At 50.2% G+C, this 19,804-nt stretch carries 17 protein-coding genes and 1 riboswitch; of the genes, 9 read left to right on the top strand and 8 right to left on the bottom strand.

Annotation, left to right across the window (positions count from 1 at the left end; all coding sequences use genetic code 11):
• Positions 1–75: 75 nt before the first annotated feature.
• Positions 76–174, bottom strand: a riboswitch (TPP riboswitch).
• Positions 175–311: 137 nt separating this feature from the next.
• From V3U24_04615 to V3U24_04585, 7 genes are all read right to left on the bottom strand, one after another.
• A complete protein-coding gene (locus tag V3U24_04615) occupies positions 312–665 on the bottom strand; it encodes a hypothetical protein (GenBank protein ID MEE9166730.1) in 354 nt (117 codons plus the stop codon).
• 336 nt (positions 666–1,001) lie between these two features.
• A complete protein-coding gene (locus V3U24_04610) occupies positions 1,002–3,155 on the bottom strand; it encodes a PQQ-binding-like beta-propeller repeat protein (GenBank protein MEE9166729.1) in 2,154 nt (717 codons plus the stop codon).
• Between the two features lie 747 nt (positions 3,156–3,902).
• Complete coding sequence (locus V3U24_04605) at positions 3,903–5,159, bottom strand: hypothetical protein (protein MEE9166728.1); 1,257 nt, start codon at positions 5,157–5,159, stop codon at positions 3,903–3,905.
• A gap of 918 nt (positions 5,160–6,077) precedes the next feature.
• Positions 6,078–8,492: a M28 family peptidase gene (locus V3U24_04600; protein MEE9166727.1), complete on the bottom strand. Its 2,415-nt coding sequence runs from the start codon at positions 8,490–8,492 to the stop codon at positions 6,078–6,080.
• 276 nt (positions 8,493–8,768) lie between these two features.
• A complete protein-coding gene (locus V3U24_04595; protein MEE9166726.1) occupies positions 8,769–10,907 on the bottom strand; it encodes a choice-of-anchor B family protein in 2,139 nt (712 codons plus the stop codon).
• A gap of 576 nt (positions 10,908–11,483) precedes the next feature.
• Positions 11,484–12,038: a hypothetical protein gene (locus V3U24_04590; GenBank protein MEE9166725.1), complete on the bottom strand. Its 555-nt coding sequence runs from the start codon at positions 12,036–12,038 to the stop codon at positions 11,484–11,486.
• 55 nt (positions 12,039–12,093) lie between these two features.
• A complete protein-coding gene (locus tag V3U24_04585; GenBank protein MEE9166724.1) occupies positions 12,094–12,930 on the bottom strand; it encodes an SDR family NAD(P)-dependent oxidoreductase in 837 nt (278 codons plus the stop codon).
• A gap of 177 nt (positions 12,931–13,107) precedes the next feature.
• On the opposite strand from V3U24_04585, the gene V3U24_04580 reads away from it, so the two are divergent.
• The 6 genes from V3U24_04580 (at position 13,108) to V3U24_04555 (ending at position 16,689) form a co-directional block, all read left to right on the top strand.
• Positions 13,108–13,329, top strand: coding sequence for a hypothetical protein (locus tag V3U24_04580; protein ID MEE9166723.1), 222 nt, complete (start codon positions 13,108–13,110; stop codon positions 13,327–13,329).
• Positions 13,330–14,631: a DASS family sodium-coupled anion symporter gene (locus tag V3U24_04575; protein ID MEE9166722.1), complete on the top strand. Its 1,302-nt coding sequence runs from the start codon at positions 13,330–13,332 to the stop codon at positions 14,629–14,631.
• Positions 14,632–14,640: 9 nt separating this feature from the next.
• Positions 14,641–14,973: a hypothetical protein gene (locus tag V3U24_04570; protein ID MEE9166721.1), complete on the top strand. Its 333-nt coding sequence runs from the start codon at positions 14,641–14,643 to the stop codon at positions 14,971–14,973.
• 30 nt (positions 14,974–15,003) lie between these two features.
• Positions 15,004–15,912, top strand: coding sequence for a DMT family transporter (locus tag V3U24_04565; protein ID MEE9166720.1), 909 nt, complete (start codon positions 15,004–15,006; stop codon positions 15,910–15,912).
• A 176-nt stretch (positions 15,913–16,088) separates the two neighbouring features.
• Positions 16,089–16,373, top strand: a complete 285-nt coding sequence (locus tag V3U24_04560; protein MEE9166719.1) for a type II toxin-antitoxin system RelE/ParE family toxin — start codon at positions 16,089–16,091, stop codon at positions 16,371–16,373.
• A gap of 10 nt (positions 16,374–16,383) precedes the next feature.
• The gene (locus V3U24_04555) at positions 16,384–16,689 is read left to right on the top strand and encodes a HigA family addiction module antitoxin (GenBank protein ID MEE9166718.1); all 306 of its coding nucleotides are present in this window, start codon (positions 16,384–16,386) and stop codon (positions 16,687–16,689) included.
• 296 nt (positions 16,690–16,985) lie between these two features.
• On the opposite strand, the gene V3U24_04550 is transcribed toward V3U24_04555, so the two are convergent.
• On the bottom strand, positions 16,986–17,711 hold the full coding sequence (locus V3U24_04550; GenBank protein ID MEE9166717.1) for a toxin-antitoxin system YwqK family antitoxin: 726 nt from the start codon (positions 17,709–17,711) through the stop codon (positions 16,986–16,988).
• 140 nt (positions 17,712–17,851) lie between these two features.
• Here V3U24_04550 and V3U24_04545 point away from each other — a divergent pair, with 140 nt between their 5' ends.
• The 3 genes from V3U24_04545 (at position 17,852) to V3U24_04535 (ending at position 19,798) form a co-directional block, all read left to right on the top strand.
• Positions 17,852–18,259, top strand: coding sequence for an FKBP-type peptidyl-prolyl cis-trans isomerase (locus tag V3U24_04545; GenBank protein ID MEE9166716.1), 408 nt, complete (start codon positions 17,852–17,854; stop codon positions 18,257–18,259).
• Between the two features lie 14 nt (positions 18,260–18,273).
• Positions 18,274–18,747, top strand: coding sequence for a TerB family tellurite resistance protein (locus V3U24_04540; GenBank protein ID MEE9166715.1), 474 nt, complete (start codon positions 18,274–18,276; stop codon positions 18,745–18,747).
• 88 nt (positions 18,748–18,835) lie between these two features.
• Entirely contained in the window at positions 18,836–19,798 is a 963-nt protein-coding gene (locus V3U24_04535; protein MEE9166714.1) for a radical SAM protein, read from the top strand.
• Positions 19,799–19,804 lie beyond the last annotated feature (6 nt).

Raw genomic sequence — 19,804 nt, 5'->3', positions numbered from 1 at the left:
TAAAGAAATTACTTCGACTGAACAGCGGGAGTCTGAGAGAAAACAGAAAACGCCCTCAAACCGAAGACGGTTCTGATAGTCTGTTTCTCATTTCCCTCCGCTGGCATTACCCAGTTCAGGTTGTAAGGGTCTAATCTCAGCTATCCTGTATGGATAGTACCCATCTTAAATCATGTTAAACCAAAATCATATAAGAATCAATCAGGGAATTTCTGATTGTTAAAATAAGTAAGGATTACACCAACAAGAGGAAAGGAAACAGGACAATGCCTGCTCCCTTTCCATGCTATGTGAACCTGTAGTTGATCTAATTACTGCAAAACCAGATCGTGACCAGCCTCTTTCGCAGTTTCAGCTAATTCATTTAAGCTTAACTTTCCCTTCTCATAGTCTATACAGATCTGCTTCGTTTCAGCGTCCATGACGACCTTTGTAACTCCATTGACTTTCTCAAGGGCTTCTTTAGATCCCTTCTGGTGATGAAGACAACAGAAAGCTCCTGCATCACCACAACCTCCACCTGAGGTCACAAAACTTATCGTAGCCACTTCTGCCTTTTTTTCTTCAGCTTTCTTTTCTGTCTCTTGTGCAGTGGCTGTGACCGATAGGGCTATGAGAGCAACTATAACTGCAATAAAGCTGATATTCCTCAACGATTTATCCATACTGATCTCCTCCTTTTCGTGGATTTTGTTTCTCACCTTACTAGTAAGGTGTCATTTTAGATAGAGACAAGTGAAGTCTCGAAACACCAACAAGCTAATTCAAATATACAATCTCCAAAATCAAATGCAATAGAAAGAGAGGCCAGGGACATATCTGCTCCCTAGCTATGAAAAAAGGAAGTGAATCCGATCATTCTCCAACCAAACGTACCCAGTTATCACCCAACTTGCAGCAGCTTGTCAGATAAACCCGAGTTGGGTTAATCCTTGGGTTTCATCGGAACAGCCTTGTTGCGAATGACTCCGATGTTTTCGATTTCAACCTCGATCACGGTGCTAGGGCAAGGCGAAGGCCACATAGGCATCCCCCGATTTCTTATCCAGTTTTCCCCGGGCGCGCTTTCCGGCGCCACCACCGGCGGCGATCACAACATACTGTTTGCCCGCTACTTCGTACGTACAGGGCGTGGCCATTCCCCCCGCTTCCAGTGATGTTTCCCAGAGCATTTCCCCCGTGTCTTTGTCAAAGGCGCGAAATTTTTCATCTTTGGTCGCTCCAATAAACACCAATCCGCCGGCCGTTACAACACAGCCCCCAAAGGTCTCCGTGCCGGTGGGTGAAAGACCGCGATCCACTAGTTCTGGAACGTCCCCGAGGGGAACTTTCCAGACAATTTCTCCCGTGTTCAAGTTGATGGCGTTAAGAGTACCCCAGGGAGGTTTGACCGCCGGATACCCGTCCTGGTCTATAAAGCGATGATAGCCGGTGAAGAGATAGGGGTACGGATACTTGATCTCCGGGCCAATCTGTTCTTCTTTCCCGGACAGAAACGCAACCAGAGCATCTTTCTCCTGATCCGAGAGATTCTGAAAGGCGGGCATCTGCCCCTGCCCGTGATCGATCAACTGCAATATTTCCGACTCAGGAATATTTCTCTTTATGATCTGAATCGAGGAGAAGGTGGGTAGATCATCTTGTTCCCTGTCCAGGCCGTGACAGCTCGCGCAGTAGATGCGGTAGATGTCTTCGCCTGCGGGAGCAGGGGACGCGCCTTGGTCAGAGATCACCTTCTTCATGGTTACGATCCAGGGGATTTCATTTGAGTTGACATATAAGATCCCTGTGGTTGGGTCAAAGGAGGCACCGCTCCAGTTGGCACCTCCGTGGAATCCGGGAAATACAATGGTGCCTTCCTGGCTTGGTGGCACGAAAATCTCACCACCTCTTGCCTCTTTGAACCGTCGGAGAATAAACTCATGTGCTTCCGGTGATATATCTGTCACCTCATCTTCGGTATAAGCCTGCCGAGCGAATGGGGGCGGTTTCAGAGGAATCGGCTGAGTAGGCCATGCCTCTTCACCTTCCAGATCTGAAGATGGAACCGGCCGCTCTTCGACGGTGAACAGAGGCTCCCCGGTGTCACGGTTCAGCAGGAAAACGTTGCCCGTTTTAGTCACCTGTGAAACAGCATCTATTGGCCTTCCCGACCCGTCGGGATCCACCGTAACCAAATTGGGGGGGCACGGCAGATCAGAATCCCAAAGATCGTGATGGACCGTCTGGAAATGCCAGACACGTTCCCCGGTGGTTGCCTTGAGGGCAACAATCGAATTGGCAAACAGGTTCTTGCCGTGACGGTCACCACCATAGAAATCGAAGCTGGGAGATCCGGTGGCGATGAACACCAATCCCCGCTTCTGGTCAAGTGTCATACCTCCCCAGTTATTGGCACCACCGGCGGTTTTCCAGGAATCCTCTGCCCACGTTTCATACCCAAACTCCCCGGGGTGTGGAATCGTGTGGAAGATCCACATTCTGTCGCCAGTCCGCGCGTCAAAGGCACGGACGTGACCCGGTGCCGCCGGTTGTGGTCCCTCACCCACCGACGAACCAAGAATAATGAGATTGTTATATATAATTCCCGGTGTCGTTGCACCTATAGAGAGTCCTGTTATGTCCCTGTCCAACCCCTTTCGAAGATCCACCGTCCCGGAATCACCGAAGTCGGGAATCGGTCTCCCGGTTTCCGCATCCAGGGCGTAAAGCCTGGAACCTGCCGTAAAGAGAACTCTCTTATCGTCTCCGTCCTCCCAATACGTGACGCCACGGCTGATTCCTTTCGCCATCTCTCCCTCAAATGGATCGAATGTCCAAATCATTTCCCCGGTCACCGGATCCAGGGCAATGACCTTCAGAGAAGGGGAGGTGACAAACATGACTCCGTCCACGACAATCGGATTGCATTCGATGGTGGAAGGTGGATCATCTCGCTTGTCTCCGGTGTGGTAAACCCACGCCACTTGGAGTTGGTGAACATTCGAGCGATTGATCTGGTCAAGGTCTGAATAACGGCTCCCCTCCGGGTCACCCCCATACATTCTCCATTCCGTATAGGGGTTCTCCTTCTTAATCTCGCAGCTTAACGATACAAGGGTAAACAAAAACATGACAGCGGCAGTGAGAAGGGAAGTGCCGATGAGTTTCAACATCCCAAGTGATCTTTCATGATTCGTTCCTGGCCATCTGGGGGCGTGCTATGATGTGAAATGTGGATGAGATCATTGACGATATGGATTGGGAATCACCAGCACAATTAAACTTACAAAACCCCAAAGCAAATTCAACCACAATTACAGAGGGCAACGGCCATAAATCACGTTAGCAGCAGACTCAAAATGTGTTGAAAAGCAGAATTATGGATACGGTTTCTATGGACACAAGGGAAATGGAAAGGGTAGAGGCTCGTCGGTAAACTGGCTTCACGGCAACGGACTCACAGTACGTAGACGGGAGATTGGGAGATTAGAAAGGGCTATTTGAGCAATAACATCTTGCGGGTCTGGATAAAGTCGCCAGATAAGTATATGTTTCTGCCATCTCTTCAGACGTCAAAGCGAATTTGCTCTTGAGCGAGTAGAGAAATCTCATGATTGAGGGGAGGTTCGAATATCTACTAACATCCACTCGGACTGCAGGTACCTGGATGCAATTGGCCGTGATATTTGTATCTTTCAGTCTTTCCGCAAGCCAATAAGTATACATCACTTGGGCTCGTTTCGATTGATAATATGCATCAGCAATACTCAACTTTTTCTTTCTGAATTCGGGATCTTCCAAGTCTACCTTTAGAAAAGCTATCCAAGAAGAAAACCGACGATCACCGCCGATACGATCTTGGCAACGCGTTCAAAACCGTGGTCTAAAAGAATGCGTGATTGCACTTCAAAAATGACTGTTTAGCCGGGGGATTTTCTTTCTAACTGCAAGCTCTCAATAATCAACTGCTGGACCTCACGATAGCTGGGCATCCGCCGGTGCGTAAAACAGCCGGTCAGAACACCCCTGGCTGAGTCAATCTCCGGCGATTGATCTCGGTATAACACCGTGTAATCGCCCTTGTCAGTAAGATAGTACTTTTCCTTGAACAGTTTTCTCTTCACAGCACGAAACTCCGCTTTGCCAGACTTCGATTCTACAACCTCCACTCCACTCAAGGTAGGATAGCAATTCCCAGCAATTATGTAATGATCCGTCTCAACTTTATCCCAATCCAATTTCGCGAGAGTAGCTTGGAAAAACTTTCCGCGCACAAGAGCATCATGAATGAAATCTCTGAATTCAAACCATCTCGAGCGTGCAAGCTCTGCTCCCTTTTCAGGAAAGAGAATAGAGCACTGGTGCTCGAAAGATTTCCACTCCACATCGTTGAAAATGCCAAGCCCGTATTCCGTCCATGTTTGAATATTGTGGATATCGATATCAAGCGAGTTTCCTTGCCGGTCACGGATGAATGTTTTTGAGTCAAGGGGCAACATTTCGTACAAAGATGGCATCGTGAAGGTTGCCCAGCTGGAAACGGAAAGAAGGGGCATGAGGTATTCACCCTCATGCAATGCTTTGAACGCATAAGCAGAACCGCGGTGAGGGGTTCCGAGGAAAAAAATCTTGTCAATGTTTCGAGCACCCGAGTAATCTGGCTGAGGTAGCTGGCTCACATCATCCACTCCAGTGATCACGTCCTTCTGGCCATACATCAGGTAGTATTTTGCAACAAGGCCTCCCATGCTGTGGGCGATGATCGTCAGCTTCTGATCGGGATTACGGTAGACCCTTTTGATCGCCTCGATACGCTCCCCAAGAAGAATCGCTGATTCCACCAGGTCCCGCCTCCAATCATAAGGGAAAAGAAACAGGTTGTCCTGGGCTGTACAGTGTTGAATGTCTCCTTTGTGGAGTCCGCAGCTCGACAGCGTTTCAACAAGTCCTTGATACACTTTCACTTCCAGGACCCGGTTAATCATTTCGAACCGGGTAACTATCGAACTCGGAACGAGCTTGTCTCGGTTGTGCTGAATCGGCCTGCGATTTATGGGAAGTTCAATGCCATCCCTGTTCGGGTTTATGAGCGCTTCATGAGGTCCCATAGCTTTCAGATCAAAAATTTTTCCCCAGACTACGTCCCCTGTCTCCGGATCAATCAGCTGTGTTCCCATTATTCCCGGAATAATGATTACTGGATTCTCGGGATGGATGGAAACGCCCGCTCTAGGTAACAGCCCAGGTGGCCCTGTGCAAGTCCAAGCCGTTATGGACAGCGTGAATGCCAAACCAAGAACTGTTGGTTTCAATTGCTTCATCCTCACATCCTGCGATCATCACGATCGGGAAGCGACATGGGTTCCGGAAATACCCATTCATTCTTCACAAGGTTACTTTGATTGCGGGCGTAGAAATGAATAGTCATTGGTTCTCAAGAACGGGAAGATTTATAACGGAAGAAACGACCCACACTGAAAGGCGCATCCACTGGATATACTGAGCGACAATCCTTTACCCGCCATTGTAACAGCCCCACCTCGTTAAGATTCACTAACCGCTGAATAGTAATGAGAAACTTCCTCATTAGCCAAGTATATATCAAGTGCCTTCAAAACCAACCGAACAGCACGAAAGTGGATACGGATTGGTGGATGCAAATGAGATTGAAATGCGTCTCGCACGTCAATAAATTGTGATGCCAGCAGCGCTCTTCTCCGAAGGTTCCTCTGGATGATCCGTAGGCCACAGGTTCCCTGCTCGCTGGCTGGCGGGGAGTCGGGCCCAGGGTACTCGTTTACACTTCGTTACGACGAGCAAGCACTTCTACGCTCCACTATTTATCCGTCATGATGAAATGAAGACGGACGAGGTGCAAGCTCATCGAAGACCCCACTTTCTCATTGGGAGAGGGCGGGGTTATTTGATTGGGTGAACTCCGTGAGACTCTGTCAACTAAAGCCAAATATTACCAGATTATGGATACGGTTTCTGTGGATACAAGGGAAACGGAAAGGGTAGAGGCTCGTCGGTAAACCGACATTCGGGCAACGGACTCATAGTCCGTAGGCGGGGATTGGGTAGGTTCTAGAAGGCTACTTGAGTAGCAACATCTTGCGGGTCTGAGTAAAATCACCAGCCTGCCCGAAGGATCCTGTCCGAAGGACCCCGCCGGCGAAGATGCGGTACAGGTAAACTCCTGCGCTCACAGGATTGCCAGAATCATCAGTGCCATCCCAGCTGACCGACTTGTATCCCGGCTCTTCCATACCTTGAACCAACGTCCTGGCCTCTCTGCCCATGATGTCATAAACCGTTAGCACAACCTCAGATCGCTCAGGTAGATCATACCGTAAGGTTGTGACTGGGTTGAAGGGGTTAGGGTAGTTCTGAAGCAGGGCGTGTACCTCGGGAAGTATCCCTTCCTGATTTGCTATTTCAACTGGCCCTATGTCGTATACGTGTATAGTGAAACTATCACTCCAGAAAAAGTAACCTTCACTGGCGATAGACATATCAATGGGGATATCTGTTCCCCCTGGACAGGTCTCTGCGATGTTCAAAATGTAAAAGCCAGAGGTCATATTAGAACTTTCTCCGGCAGGGATGTCAGCCCAACCCGCATTGTTTGCGATCAGTTCATTCACACACGTATGACTGGAGCTTAGTTGTGCGGTAACATCGGTTGCGGTGGCTGTTGACCCATGATTTTTTAGATTGACCCTAAATATTAAGTTCTCCCCGGGGTTCGGAATGGTATCATTTAGAGGCACTACCGATTCATAAGCAAGAGGGCCAATAGTGGTGAATAATTGCACGTTATCAAGCTCAGAAGTGACTGTGTCGCTGTCACTTATTGTAATATGGAGATCGACAAAATAAACTTGTTCGTCGATCGGTGGGGCCGGCCAGACGTTCGCAAACAGACCGTCTCCTGCTGCGACATCCTCGTGAGTCCCGTCATCATACAAACGAAGTGAGTCAAGTGGCCTCTCATCCGGTGTCTCTATCTCGGCGTAAAGGGTAAGTCCAGATGTGTCACTCACGACAACACCAGTCACGACCACGGAATCTTTGCCAGGTGTTACATAAGTCGGAAGAACACTGACTTCTTCCACGACAATGGGGGCAAGTAGGACCTCGTCCGAGAAGACACTCTCATTCCCTGACGTGTCATAGGCGGAAACGCTCACATAAAGGGAGACATTGGGTTTCAGGCCCGAGAGGGTATACTGGTTCACATTTCCTACGTCAATTATATCGTTGTAGAAAAGGGATTCTTCAGGGTACGTCGACCGATAGGCGACACGGTAGCCGGAGAAATCCGCTTCAGATTGAGTGAAAGGCCAGGTCATCAGGATCTGTGTCCCCGTTCCCGGGTCCTCAGCCACCAGATCTTTGGGTCGGTCCGGGGCCATGGCAAGTGATGCCAGGCCAGCTATATTTGTTTTCACGATACGGGCGAGATAAGGCATATCCATGAACTCCACCAGGTCCGTTTCGTTGTGTTGACGACCGTTTAGTCCAGAGCCGTCGCCATATTCGTGGGGTTCCGTAAACCTTACCGCGGGATATCCATTATTGTAGAAAGGCATGTGGTCCCCGCCCCGCCCTGGCCGGTCAATGCTTGGGATCAGATTGACAGTCCAATCCACGTCATTAACATACCGCTCCGCCTTGAGCTTCATGTATCGGGACAGTTGTCGGGAAGTTGACGTGGACGGGTCACCGGAAAAATGCCTCACACTTGTGCTGTCTATGATAATTTCCTCTCCCGTGGGACACTCCGGATCCACGCATCCTTCTATGTTTCCCACCACGTCATTTGTGATCATACCATTAATACCCAGGTCGTTCTCCAGGGCCCAATCTGCATAGGCGGTGCTCCCGTAGAGTCCTTCGTCTTCGCCGGTGACTGTCATTAGGATCACTGTGCTTTCAAAGCTGTCTGTAAAATGACTGAATATTCGGGCCAGCTCCATGGATACAACCGTTCCGCTGCCGTCATCGTTCGCCCCGGGGGCGAAGGAGGTGAAATCGCAGATGTCAATGGGTCTGTTGTCCATATGTCCGCTAGCCATGAACACCCTTTCAGGGGTGGAAATCCCAGGTATGGTGGCCAGGACATTCTTGTGGGCAGAATTGACGACTTCACATACAGTTGCCGGGAAAACGAAGAAACTGGCTTCCAAAGAGCCTCCGCCGGCTTGTCTATATTCCTCGAAACTGCTCAATATGAAATTCCGAGCCGCCCCGATCCCAGTATCGGTTGAGGAAGTGTCCGATGACGTATGGCGAGTGTGGAACCCCACCAGTGATTCAAGATTGTTCAGAAGTTCATCCTCTGAGACCATATTGACCATTTCCTCGATGAGTGGATTGAGCGGTAACTGGCTTTGGAAGGTGTATGCATTCTTCAGCGGGTGCTGGGGGACTCTGATGATCGTACCTGTAATTATTGAGGTGACGAAAATCCCAATAAGAAAAACGTATCCCAATGAAACTCTCACATGACTACCCTCCCTGAATGTAAAAGGCAAACAGCCACCCAAGTCTTTGTTGTTGTTGCATCCGTGATAGACAATATCCTTTGTAAGACAAGAAAAGTCAAGAAAAAACCCCTGCCGAAGGAGTGTCTTCATAAGAGTTACCGCTGTTTACCATCGGTGGATTTCAAGTCCGGTACGCTGTCAGCTCAAATGTCCATATTGCCTCAGTCACGGTGTTTTGGAAAACTCTGTACGATAAATTGTGTTCTGCAATCAGGGGATATTAGATGCCAAGAATCATCGCAGTAAAATCATTTTCCGGGTCCGGACAAAATCACCTGCCTGCCCCACAATGTGAGTGGCTGGCAGGCGGGCCTGTCCGAAGGATCCTGCGGAGATGCGGTAGAGGTAAACTCCGGCACTGACAGGTTCTCCGAAATCATCTGTTCCATCCCATACAACTGACCTAGATCCAGGCTCTTCCACACCCCGCACGAGGGTCGTCACAGGCCGACCAAGAATGTCGTAAATGGTGAGATCCACGTGGGCCCTTCTCGGAAGGTCATACGGCAATGCTGTTATCGGATTAAAAGGATTAGGGTAGTTGGGGTGCAGCGCGTAAGTCTCTGGTACCTGACCTTTCGTCTCCGCGACGCTCACCTCGGGCTCAACATGGACCGAGAAACTGTCCTCCCAGAAAGAATTGCCTTCGCTAGAAATGACGACACCCACTGGAATATCGGTTCCTGATGGGCATGTCTCTGAGATTCGCAACACCAGAAAGCCCTTAGAGGGAACGGAGGTTTCGCCCGCTGCGATCTCCCCGTAGGTGAGACTCGAAGGATTTAGATCCGTCACGCAATCATGGCCGGACGTGAACACCCCCTTTACTTCAGTCGCCGAGGTTGTGGACCCTTCATTTTTCAACGCCACCCTCAGAATCAGGTTGTCCCCCGCATTGGCAACGGTGTCGGTCAGAAAGATGGTCTCATCATACACAATGGGACCGATAGTGGTAAAGGGGATCTTCGACGGATTTCGCACGGGAACGGTGACGCCGTCCTGTTGTGCCCCTATCCGGATGTGATAGGTGGCCTCCATGGTATCGGCCGACCACGATCCTCCCCAGATGTTGTCGTTTGCTTCCCCGTCATGGTGTGCACCATCGTCCAGAAGGGAAAACATATCTACGGACACGGAATCAAAGGCCATAACGTCCGCCGTCACGGAAAAAGAGGAATCATAGGTGCTGAATAGTTCGGCGGTGATCTCAACCTCCCCGGCACCAGGAGCCACATAGGCGGGTCCCACTGTCATATTCGCCACGCGTAGTGTTATGAAATCATCAGGAAACTTCAGTACGGTAAGATACCCCTCAATGTCGCTGGTGTACACATGCCCGCTGGAGGCAAAGGGATAAGCTCCCCAGCAGCCGTAAAAACCCCCGCCGTCATTTTTTCCATAGGTGTCAAATGAGGCAATCTCATAGGGATTAGCGGGATCCTTGAGATCCACCACTGTTATGCCATAGGCGTAGTGGGAAATGAAAGCCAGAGATCCCTTCACATGCACGTTATGGGCCAGGCGGTTTCCTCCGAGGTATTCTCCCACGAGCTGGACATTCCCCAAATCCCGGACGTCCCACACTTTCACCGTCCGATTAGCAGTCTCTTCCGTGGTGAGAACATAGTCCCCATTATCCGTTGGCCAGATGTTATGACTGTAACCTTCCGAGGGGATGTATACTCGAGTTAACAGCAGGGGATTACTTTTGTCATTCAAGTCATATATGGAAAAAGTTCTGTTGGACCCCTCGGCCACATAGAGTGTATCATTCCGGGCAAAAACATCGTGAATATCGGGCGTGGCAACGTACCCCTCCTCTACCGGACTCTCTGGATCTTCCAGACTCACGATTCGAAAGCCGGAGTAGTCCTGTCCCACGATATAGGCGTATCCCGTTTCCGTATCGATGGAGAGGTTGTGGGAGCGGACCTGACCATTGCCGGAATAACTTCCCACAAACCGCACGCTGTCGGGAAGGTAGTTAAGATCAAGTATCATCAAGCCTTCATTTGTACCCGGCATTTCATTCACCACGTAGGCGTAATGGTCGTAGGTTTTGATATCTCGGTGGTAGTAGTAATCATTGTCCTTCGGACCCTGCAAGACGTCGATAGTGCTCATGTCCGAGACCCTCACCACGGCCACTCCATCCCGGACGCCCATGATGGCATACTCTTCCCCGTCAGGTGCCTCGTACCCCCACACATCTGAGCCCCCGGTGGTATCTCCCGTGGACCATGCCGTGGAAGAAAACCAGATCCTCCTGACGGAACCAGGAGAAGAACTCAGCCGTCCCCCAAGGAGATAGTGTGGGGGAATGCACAGATACAATAAAGCGGCCCACACGACGCACCTACGGTATTTTTTCACCTGCTTACCACCCCTCTTGCTACTTCACAAAGGACTTGCGCTATTAGATGGAAATCAGGAGTATAGCGCACCCATCCTGATTAGGATACCATGGTCTTCCTGTAAAGTCAAGAAAAAACCACTCAATACTGAAAATCCCCATAAAAGGTTATGGGAACCCGAGTCCTGCGGAAACCGTATGAAAATTCTAAAGGCGGTGCTATCATGAGGTGCGGTACCGTTCCAGGAAGGAAGACCAAGGTTGAATGGCACCGGACTACTCCGATCATTCAGAATGATAGATCCTGTTAATCCATCATCTTGGAGTCTTATTCCGTGCTCATTATCATCAAATGTTATGCCATCAACCGCTACCGCTTCATGGAGCAAGGAATCAGCCCCTTCGATGCTGTGGAATTGATCAGGGTAGGGTGATGTCTGGCTCCAGCACAGAGAACTTAGCAACAGGAGAATGAGACCTTTGTAGCCCCCCTTTTTTCCTGCGAGCAAGTGCGTCATCATTCTTTGATCAAAACCCCCGTATTCACAGCGACAAAGTAGGCCAATGATGACGGAAAAAAGTACGGTGTTTTGCAGTTAATAACGAACTCCGGAGGCCAGCGCGACGAACTCGGGAGGACCGGGAATAATTGTTGTTGATAGAGTGAAGTTTCCGTTAATGTGGGAATTGTATTCCACTTCTCCCGCATGCCAGAAAAAGACATACTGCCAGCCCCGTTTTCTTTTGAATATTCCCTCATCTACATAGCCGGGCAAGGACCGCCAGTCTTTCCGGTAGAAAACGGTGGGACCGTTACCTATACTTATGGAGTGATTCTTACCAGCGAGGGTTCCCCTTAAGCCGATATGTGAAAATCCTGCGAGATGTTCGGCACAATCTGACAGGACTCCCTGAACCATTTTCAGTGAGACCATGTCCTTATACAGGAATACCTCGAATGATACGATAATCCCAACGTTCAGCACCAGGAATCCATTCCTGTCCAGCCTCCTCTGGTACAAATGAGGATGCGGGCTTTTCTTCAGGTGAATGGTCGGTCCGATGAATTTTATGCCCAGGTGAACCTGGGAATTGGATTGAGAAACCGTGAGCAAGAAGAACAGAGCTGCTATTAATCTTTTGAGCCTCACTGAAATTCCACTCACCATCCTGCGGGACTAGGGGGAGTTCCCAGCCCACACCAGATCAGCCGTCGTCTCTTCTTTCCAACTTTTCTTGCATTGCCACACGCTTTTTGTTCATTTCGACGATTCCGAACCACCTGACAATCTTGTAGGCAAAGGAAGAAGAAATCAGTTGCCCAAGGGCAAGCAGGGGCTTTATGGGACCCGGGTTGACAATGATTTCAGACTTCTCTTCCTTGATGGCCTTGAGGACAGCGTCGGCCACCGACTGGGGACTCGACGTCCCGAGCAAACGGGGAGCTTCCAGATGACTGTTAGCAAACATACCGACCCCCCGGACATACCCGGGGCAAATGACGGAAATGCCAACCCCTGTTCCCCTCAATTCCTGGTCCATGGCGTCAGTCCAGGTAATCAAACCTGACTTACTGGCTGAGTAGATCGAATTGAAGATGATTCCCTTTTTCCCTGCCAGGGATGCGACGTTGACAATATGTCCCCCTCTTTCTTGCATGGTCGGCAGCATCAATCTGCTCAATTCCATGGGTACCCTCAAGTTTAACTTGAGAATGGATGAGACGTCTTCTCGGTCATTGTTAACGTAATATTTGTAGGATTCCAAAGCGGCATTGTTAATCAGGATATCGATCTCTCCGGCCACGGATGTCGCCCGTTCAACGAGATCGGGTAAGTCGTTCAGCTGAGTCAGATCGAAGGGGAGGGAATAGCACTTTCCTCCTTGAGCCCGTATATCCACCTCAGTTCGTTCCAGTCCTTCGGCGGAACGGGCTACTCCCACAATGGTCACACCTTCCCGGGAAAGGGTCCGGGATATGTAGGGTCCAATTCCCCGTGAATTGCCAGTCACCAGGGCTACTTTTCCATCCAACTTATGCATTGATCTTTCTTAGGTCTATTCTGTCAGAAAATTATCGAGGATCCCCCCTGGATCAAGGAGTCTGAAGACACCAGCCGCGAGAATTTACGACTTGCATGTCTAAATACACCAGATAGTTGGGGAGGACAGTCTTTTTCTTGCGTGGAACTATCTGCTGCGTCATATTTGCCGAAAACAATGCCCACTTCTGAGAAGAGTTCCTCGGGCGGTTTCGCAAAAACCACCAACTTCAAATGGCTGGCCGTCGGTGTCTCCCTTTTCGTGGTGATACGCTTCTTTCTGCCCACCCCGGTCTCCATGACGGCCAAAGCTGAAGTCCTTTTCAGCCATCTTGATCCTGCAACAATTGCCATCAAAGCCACGCATATCAAAACCATAATCGCCCTCCTAGCTGCCTGAGTGGTATTCTTTGCCACGGAGGCCGTGCCTATGCCGGCTGTGGCACTCATCATCGGCCTGGTCCAGCTATTTTTTGGAGTCACGCCACCCGGGGAGATCGTTTCCACCTACGCCCATGATGCTGTCTGGTTTATTGCCGGTTCCCTGGCTATCGGGGCTACACTGGTGAAATACGGGCTTGACAAGCGGATCGGCATGTTGGTGGTGAAACTCTCGGGCACGAAGACCCGGATGATCGTCCTGGGCATTCTCCTGGGGACGGCCATTCCATCAGCGTTCATCAATGAAGCATCGATTGCTCCCATGTACATTCCTATAGCGCTGGCGCTTTTTACACTGACCAATAAGACAGTGCCGGCACCGAGGTTGGGAAAGTTGCTCATGATGTCAATCGCGATGGGCTGCATGATAGGTGCCCCCATGAGCCCCACGGGGGGAGCCAGAAATGCTATCATGATTGGGTTCTTATCCAACATCGGGATCGAAGTATCCTTCATGCGGTGGATTTCCATGGGTGTTTTCTACACCGTGGTGATGTCGGTGGTAATGGCCTTTCTGTTGCCGTTGCTGTTCAAACCTGAGGTGAATGACCTTTCCGGTGCCGTCACAACTCTGAAACGGGATCTGGAAAAGCACGGAAAAATGACGTTCAGGCAGTGGGTGGTCCTGGCCATCATGATCTTCGTAGTTTATCTCTGGATTACGGACAAGTCGATCACCCGGCACTTGCTTGGGTTTTCTCTTGGCCTTGGCGGTGTAGCCATCACCGGCGCCGTCTTGTACATGCTACTGGGGCTCACCTCATGGAAAGACTATGAAACCAATGTAAGCTGGGGCGTCATAATTCTGTATGCTGGTGCCATAAGTCTCGGATCCGTTTTCAAGTCTTCCGGCGCCGCCGGATGGCTGGCGGACAGTATCCTCACCGCGGTAGCCCCTCTAGGCATCAAATCGGGCGTTGCCCTGGTACTCCTGGCGGTGGCGATGGGTGCTGGACTCACGAACTTGATGAGCGCCGGAGCCACCGTGGCAGTGATCGGTCCTGTGGTCCTGGACATGGCACAAAGTTCCTCTACAAATCCTCTTCTCGTGGGTGTGGCCCTGGCTATTGCCACGTCCCTGTCATACTGGCTCGTCATTGGCACGCCGGCAAGTTCCATTGTCTACGCAAGTGGCCAACTGGAAGCCAAGGATTTCATTCGCTTGGCCATCCCCGCGTGGCCTGTAGCACTCATGGTCATGGTGGGTATGGTCGTTCTCTACTGGGTAACCGTGTTAAAAATTCCGGTGACTCTGCAGTGAGGATTAGCCATGAATGAGATCATAATCGGTTTCATAATCCTGATTGTTTTGCTTGTGGTATTTTTGTTTGGGAAGAGGCATCAACTGGCTCATGTGGAATCCCGCAGAGAAGCCAAGCGGGCCGAACGGGAATCCTGGACAGGAGAATCCGTCATGAGTTATGGGCAAATACAGGAGATCCGTGAGGAGCTGATCCAATCCATGGAAGAGAAACTGTCAGACGAGCCGGAGCACGTTGAACGACTTAGGAAAATCATCAATGATTGGGCGGATTTGAAGATCGAATCCTTCACAGAACGGCGTTCCTGGGTTCGCAAGCCCGATGAGACGAAAAAAGAATAGCCCCGACAATGCAGAAATCCGGGGCGGGAGATGTTGGTCTTTCCTCACCTGATCGCAGTTCTTCAAGCGCTTCTGGTTACCTTCCTCTGGTCAACTTCATTCATTATCATTAAGTGGGGATTGCTGGAAATCCCACCCATAACGTTTGCGGGCCTGCGTTATGTCATAGCCTTCGTTTGCTTTGTCCCTTTTATTCTGACGAGGAAACACCTCGAGGAGATAAAGAGGTTAACGACGCACCAGTGGAAAAAACTGGTCATGTTAGGCCTCGTATTCTACACGGTGACCCAGGGCGCACAGTTCCTGGGCCTTTCCCTATTACCAGCCGTCACCGTTAGTCTCATTCTTAACCTCACTCCACTGTTTGTGGCGATCGGTGGAATATTTCTTCTCGAAGAAAGGCCAACACTGCTCCAGTGGACGGGTGTATCTCTATTTATCATCGGCATGATTGCGTACTTCTATCCCGTTGTGCTGACCGGTAACGAGGCGTGGGGATTGGTGATTATGACTGTGGGCGTGCTGGCAAACTCCTGGGCATCCGTACTGGGACGGGACATCAATCGAAACCGGAATATCAGTCCCCTGGTGGTGACACTGGTGAGTATGGGAATAGGGTCAGCTCTTCTTCTGATCATCGGACTTACAACGGAGGGGCTGCCAAGTGTAAGTCCCAGAAGTTTTATGTACCTGATATGGCTGGCTGTCATTAATACGGCTTTCGCTTTCACTCTCTGGAATGTGACCCTCAGGACGTTAACAGCAATGGAATCCAGCATCATAAACGGAACGATGCTGATTCAAATTGCCATCCTGGCATGGGTTTTCATTGGTGAGAAGATTACGCCCATTGAAGGAACAGGCATTGTGATTGCCGCTGTGGGTGCTGTACTGGTGCAGATGAGAAGAAACCGTTTACCACGAAGCCACTCCGATTAAATAGCTTCGCATTTAACCTGCCTGCCCGCAGGCAGGTGGGACAGAGCTCACAGAGAAATATGATAAATATGGTCTTGAGAAAAGAAAACATTGAGCGAAGTAGTTTAGCAAACAGATCTTGCACGGGCATTCATAGTGCTTGACACTAATAGTGTAGTACGCTAATATTCTTTGTAGTGATCAAGCACTTTGCTGATTCAGACACAAAGAAGCTGTTTTGCGGCCAGAGACCTAGGAGGCTTCCGCCGCAGATCCCGCGCCATGAGCTCCGAAAACTTCTTGTCCTTGACGCTGCTGATTCCTTGCAGGATCTAAGAATCCCACCCGGGAATCGTCTGAAGAAGCTGAAAGGATCTCGTGCAGGTCAGCATAGCATACGTATCAACGATCAATGGCGCATTTGCTTCGAGTGGCGTGAAGGCGATGCGTACTCGGTTGAGATAACAGATTATCATTCGTGAGGAGGTAACTATGGACAAGCGGGAAATCGAACCAATCCATCCGGGGGAGATCCTTCTTGAAGAGTTCCTCAAGCCGATGGGAATTAGCCAATACCGGCTCGCAAGGGATATCAATGTTGACCCTCGTCGGATCAATGAAATCGTTCTCGGGAAGAGAGCCATTACGGCGGATACCGCACTGAGACTTTCCCGGTACTTTGGCACATCAGAGCGGTTCTGGTTGAATCTTCAGGCGAGGTACGAGCTGGAGGTTCACAAGGATGAGCTGGGGGATCGACTGGCGAGTGAAGTAAAGGCGCTGGCTGACGCAAGATGATGTACGCGCCTAGCCATTCGGCATGCCTATGACTCTTAACCTACACCAGGTGGGCTGGAGCAGAATCCGAAAGGTCGGCACCACTCATCTGATCCCATAAGTTTATCGAACAACGGTATGGACAATATACGTCAACCAATTTCTCAGATTTTCCATGGGTTTGTCAATGCTCGCTCTTCTCAAAGGGCATTCGTCTCTCGAAAGAAGACGAACTGGCGGTGTACCATGATGATCTCTGGGACTATTCTACGAATGAGCCAACGCTGGACGGGACCGCCGAGGCGCTTGTTTTTATCTCATTTTTCACTTCCGGAAAGTAGCGCGGATTCGTGATGTTCCACTTTGACGACTTCTCCCCTATCGTTCCAGTAGGTCCACGTACCCACCTTTTCGCCGTCCCTGTAATGCTGCTGGAATTCCAGTTGGTCATTTTCGTACCAGGCTGCCCATAGTCCGTGGTTTTTTCCATCCTTGTAGTTGCCCTCCAGGCCTTGTGAACCGTCACGGCGGAACCAGAACCATTTTCCATCACGCGTTCCCTCTCTGTAGTTTTCTTCTCTCCGTGGCTGGCCGTTCTTATACCAGTAGGTCCACTTCCCATCTTTCCTATCGCGCTTGTATGTTCCTTCCTGCTTCCGATTTCCGTTTTCAAACCAACTAACATATCTGCCTTCCACAGTTCCAATCCGGAAGTTTTTCTCCGTCTTCTTCTGGCCGCTGTCGTACCAGAAAATCCACCTCCCGTCGAGCTTGTCGTTTTTGAACATTCCTTCCCGTTCCTTTTCTCCGTTTTCCAACCACCAGACACTGGATCCGTTTCTCCTGCCGTACGTATAAACAGCCTCCCCCCGCTTTTGACCGCTTGCGTACCACCAGGTCCATGGTCCGTCCCTCTTGTCGTACTTAAGTTTTCCTTCTTCCTTCTTATTTCCGTTGGGATAGTATGTTGTTGTCAACCCGTTCCTCTCGGAACACGACAGGAGCAAGAACAGTGGAATGATGATGAGAACGAATTGTCTCATTTCAGTTCTCCCTCTGGTTCAGGAACGCGAGGGAATGCACCTGGAATTTACTAAGTACACCATCTCTCGTTTAGGATTTTTAGTCAAATCATCTTACACTTACCGTCTATTCAACTATTCATATGAAGAAGGGAGGATACATGAGGAAACAGGGGATAGTTCTGGTATGGCTGCTGATATTCCTGGGGTGCTCAAAAGAAGACGCCGGTAATGAGGTCACCACTTCATCAGGGTTGAAATACGTGGACATGGTGGTAGGAACGGGCAAATCCCCCCAGCCAGATCGATACGTTACCGTTCATTACACGGGATGGCTGGAGGATGGAACACAATTTGACAGCTCAGTAGGCTCCGGGAAACCGTTTTCATTCGTACTTGGTGTGGGACGGGTGATCAAAGGATGGGACGAAGGTGTGGCAACAATGAAGGTTGGAGGAAAACGGAAGCTCATCATACCACCTGAACTCGCCTACGGTGAAGAAGGAATCGAGCCCATTCCACCCGACGCCACGTTGATATTCGAGGTGGAATTGCTCAGTGCCGAGTAAGTGTCAGCTCACTTATGCTGTTTAGAATAAAGTCATTCGTCAGTCAGTACATTGCCGTTGATGAAGATCAGTCCGGTGGGGCCAAGGGGCCGGATCCTGTGCCGTTGGCAGTCTGTGCCCTTCTTCTCGAAATGGCTCAAGCGGATGGTGAATTCACCGATGGTGAAATGCGGGACATTATCAGGACTATGGAAGAGAAATTTGGTTTGACCCGCAAGGACGCGGAAAAGGTGATTGAGCTTGCGGAGGAGGAACGGAAAGCCAGCATCGATCTCTGGCAGTTCAGCAAGCTTATCGGTGACAACTGCAATCGGGACGAGAAACTTGGGATACTGGATACCCTATGGGCGGTCATCTATGCGGATGGCATTCTTGATGAGCATGAAGACTATCTCATTCACAAACTTGCTTACTTGCTCGGTCTGAGCCACGGCGAAATGATTGATTCTAAGCTCCGTGTTGCCGAGGCGTCTGCCAGCAAAGACTGAAACGACGATGGAGCATTTGACAATGCCAACCGATACTATTTGATCTGGGTGACATGGGCAAAAGGTGCGTTAAGCAATTTCCTGAGAAATGACATTTCAGAAAAAACCATCTTCATGGCCTGCCTATCTTGAGACTTACGAATCCGGCGTTCTGGATGAGAAGGTTGAGAAGGCTCTCTCCATGCTGAGCCCATGTCGCGTATGCCCCCGGGAGTGTGACGTCAACCGGCTGGAGAACGGACGGGGCGTCTGCATGAGCGGCCGCTATGCCATGGTGAGCAGCTATTTCTCCCATTTTGGTGAAGAGGATTGTCTTCGCGGATGGAAGGGTTCCGGAACGATCTTTTTTTCCCACTGCAATCTCAAATGCGTCTTCTGTCAGAATTTTGACATCAGCCAGCGTCATAGTGGTGTGGAAGTGGTGCCCGAGCAGCTGGCGAAGATGATGCTGGAACTCCAGGAGAAAGGGTGTCATAATATTAACTTTGTGACACCGGAACATGTGGTGCCGCAGATCGTCGAGGCACTACCCATTGCCATCCAGGGAGGTCTCCGTCTCCCCCTAGTCTATAATACCGGTTCTTTCGATTCTCTGGAAAGTCTGGAAATCATGGAGGGCCTCGTAGACATTTATATGCCCGATTTCAAGATCTGGGAGGAAGAAATGTCAAAGCGATATTTGAAGTCCGCCAGGTACCCCGTGATTGCAAGGGCAGCCATCAGGGAGATGTACCGTCAAGTAGGGGATTTACAGTTTGATGAAAGGGGACTTGCGGTGCGCGGGCTTCTGGTGCGTCATCTGGTGATGCCCGGAATGTTGGATGATTCCCGGAGCATCTTCGAGTTTCTCTCATCGGAAGTGTCGCCCGACACCTTTGTCAATATCATGAATCAGTACCGTCCTGCCCACAGGGTGGGGGAGACTTCATACAAAGGAATCAACCGTCCCACCTCCACAGTTGAATTCCACATGGCCGTAGAAGCAGCTGAGCAAGCCGGTCTTCGCCGGTTTGACGATTGCAAGCCTCCTCTGCTCGCGCATATCCTGTAGGTTTCC

The organism is Candidatus Neomarinimicrobiota bacterium (assembly GCA_036476315.1).
Classification (GTDB): Bacteria; Fidelibacterota; Marinisomatia; order Marinisomatales; family S15-B10; genus JAZGBI01.
The sequence above is the reverse complement of the archived record's forward strand: the minus strand, read 5'-3'. Positions and strand labels throughout refer to the sequence as shown.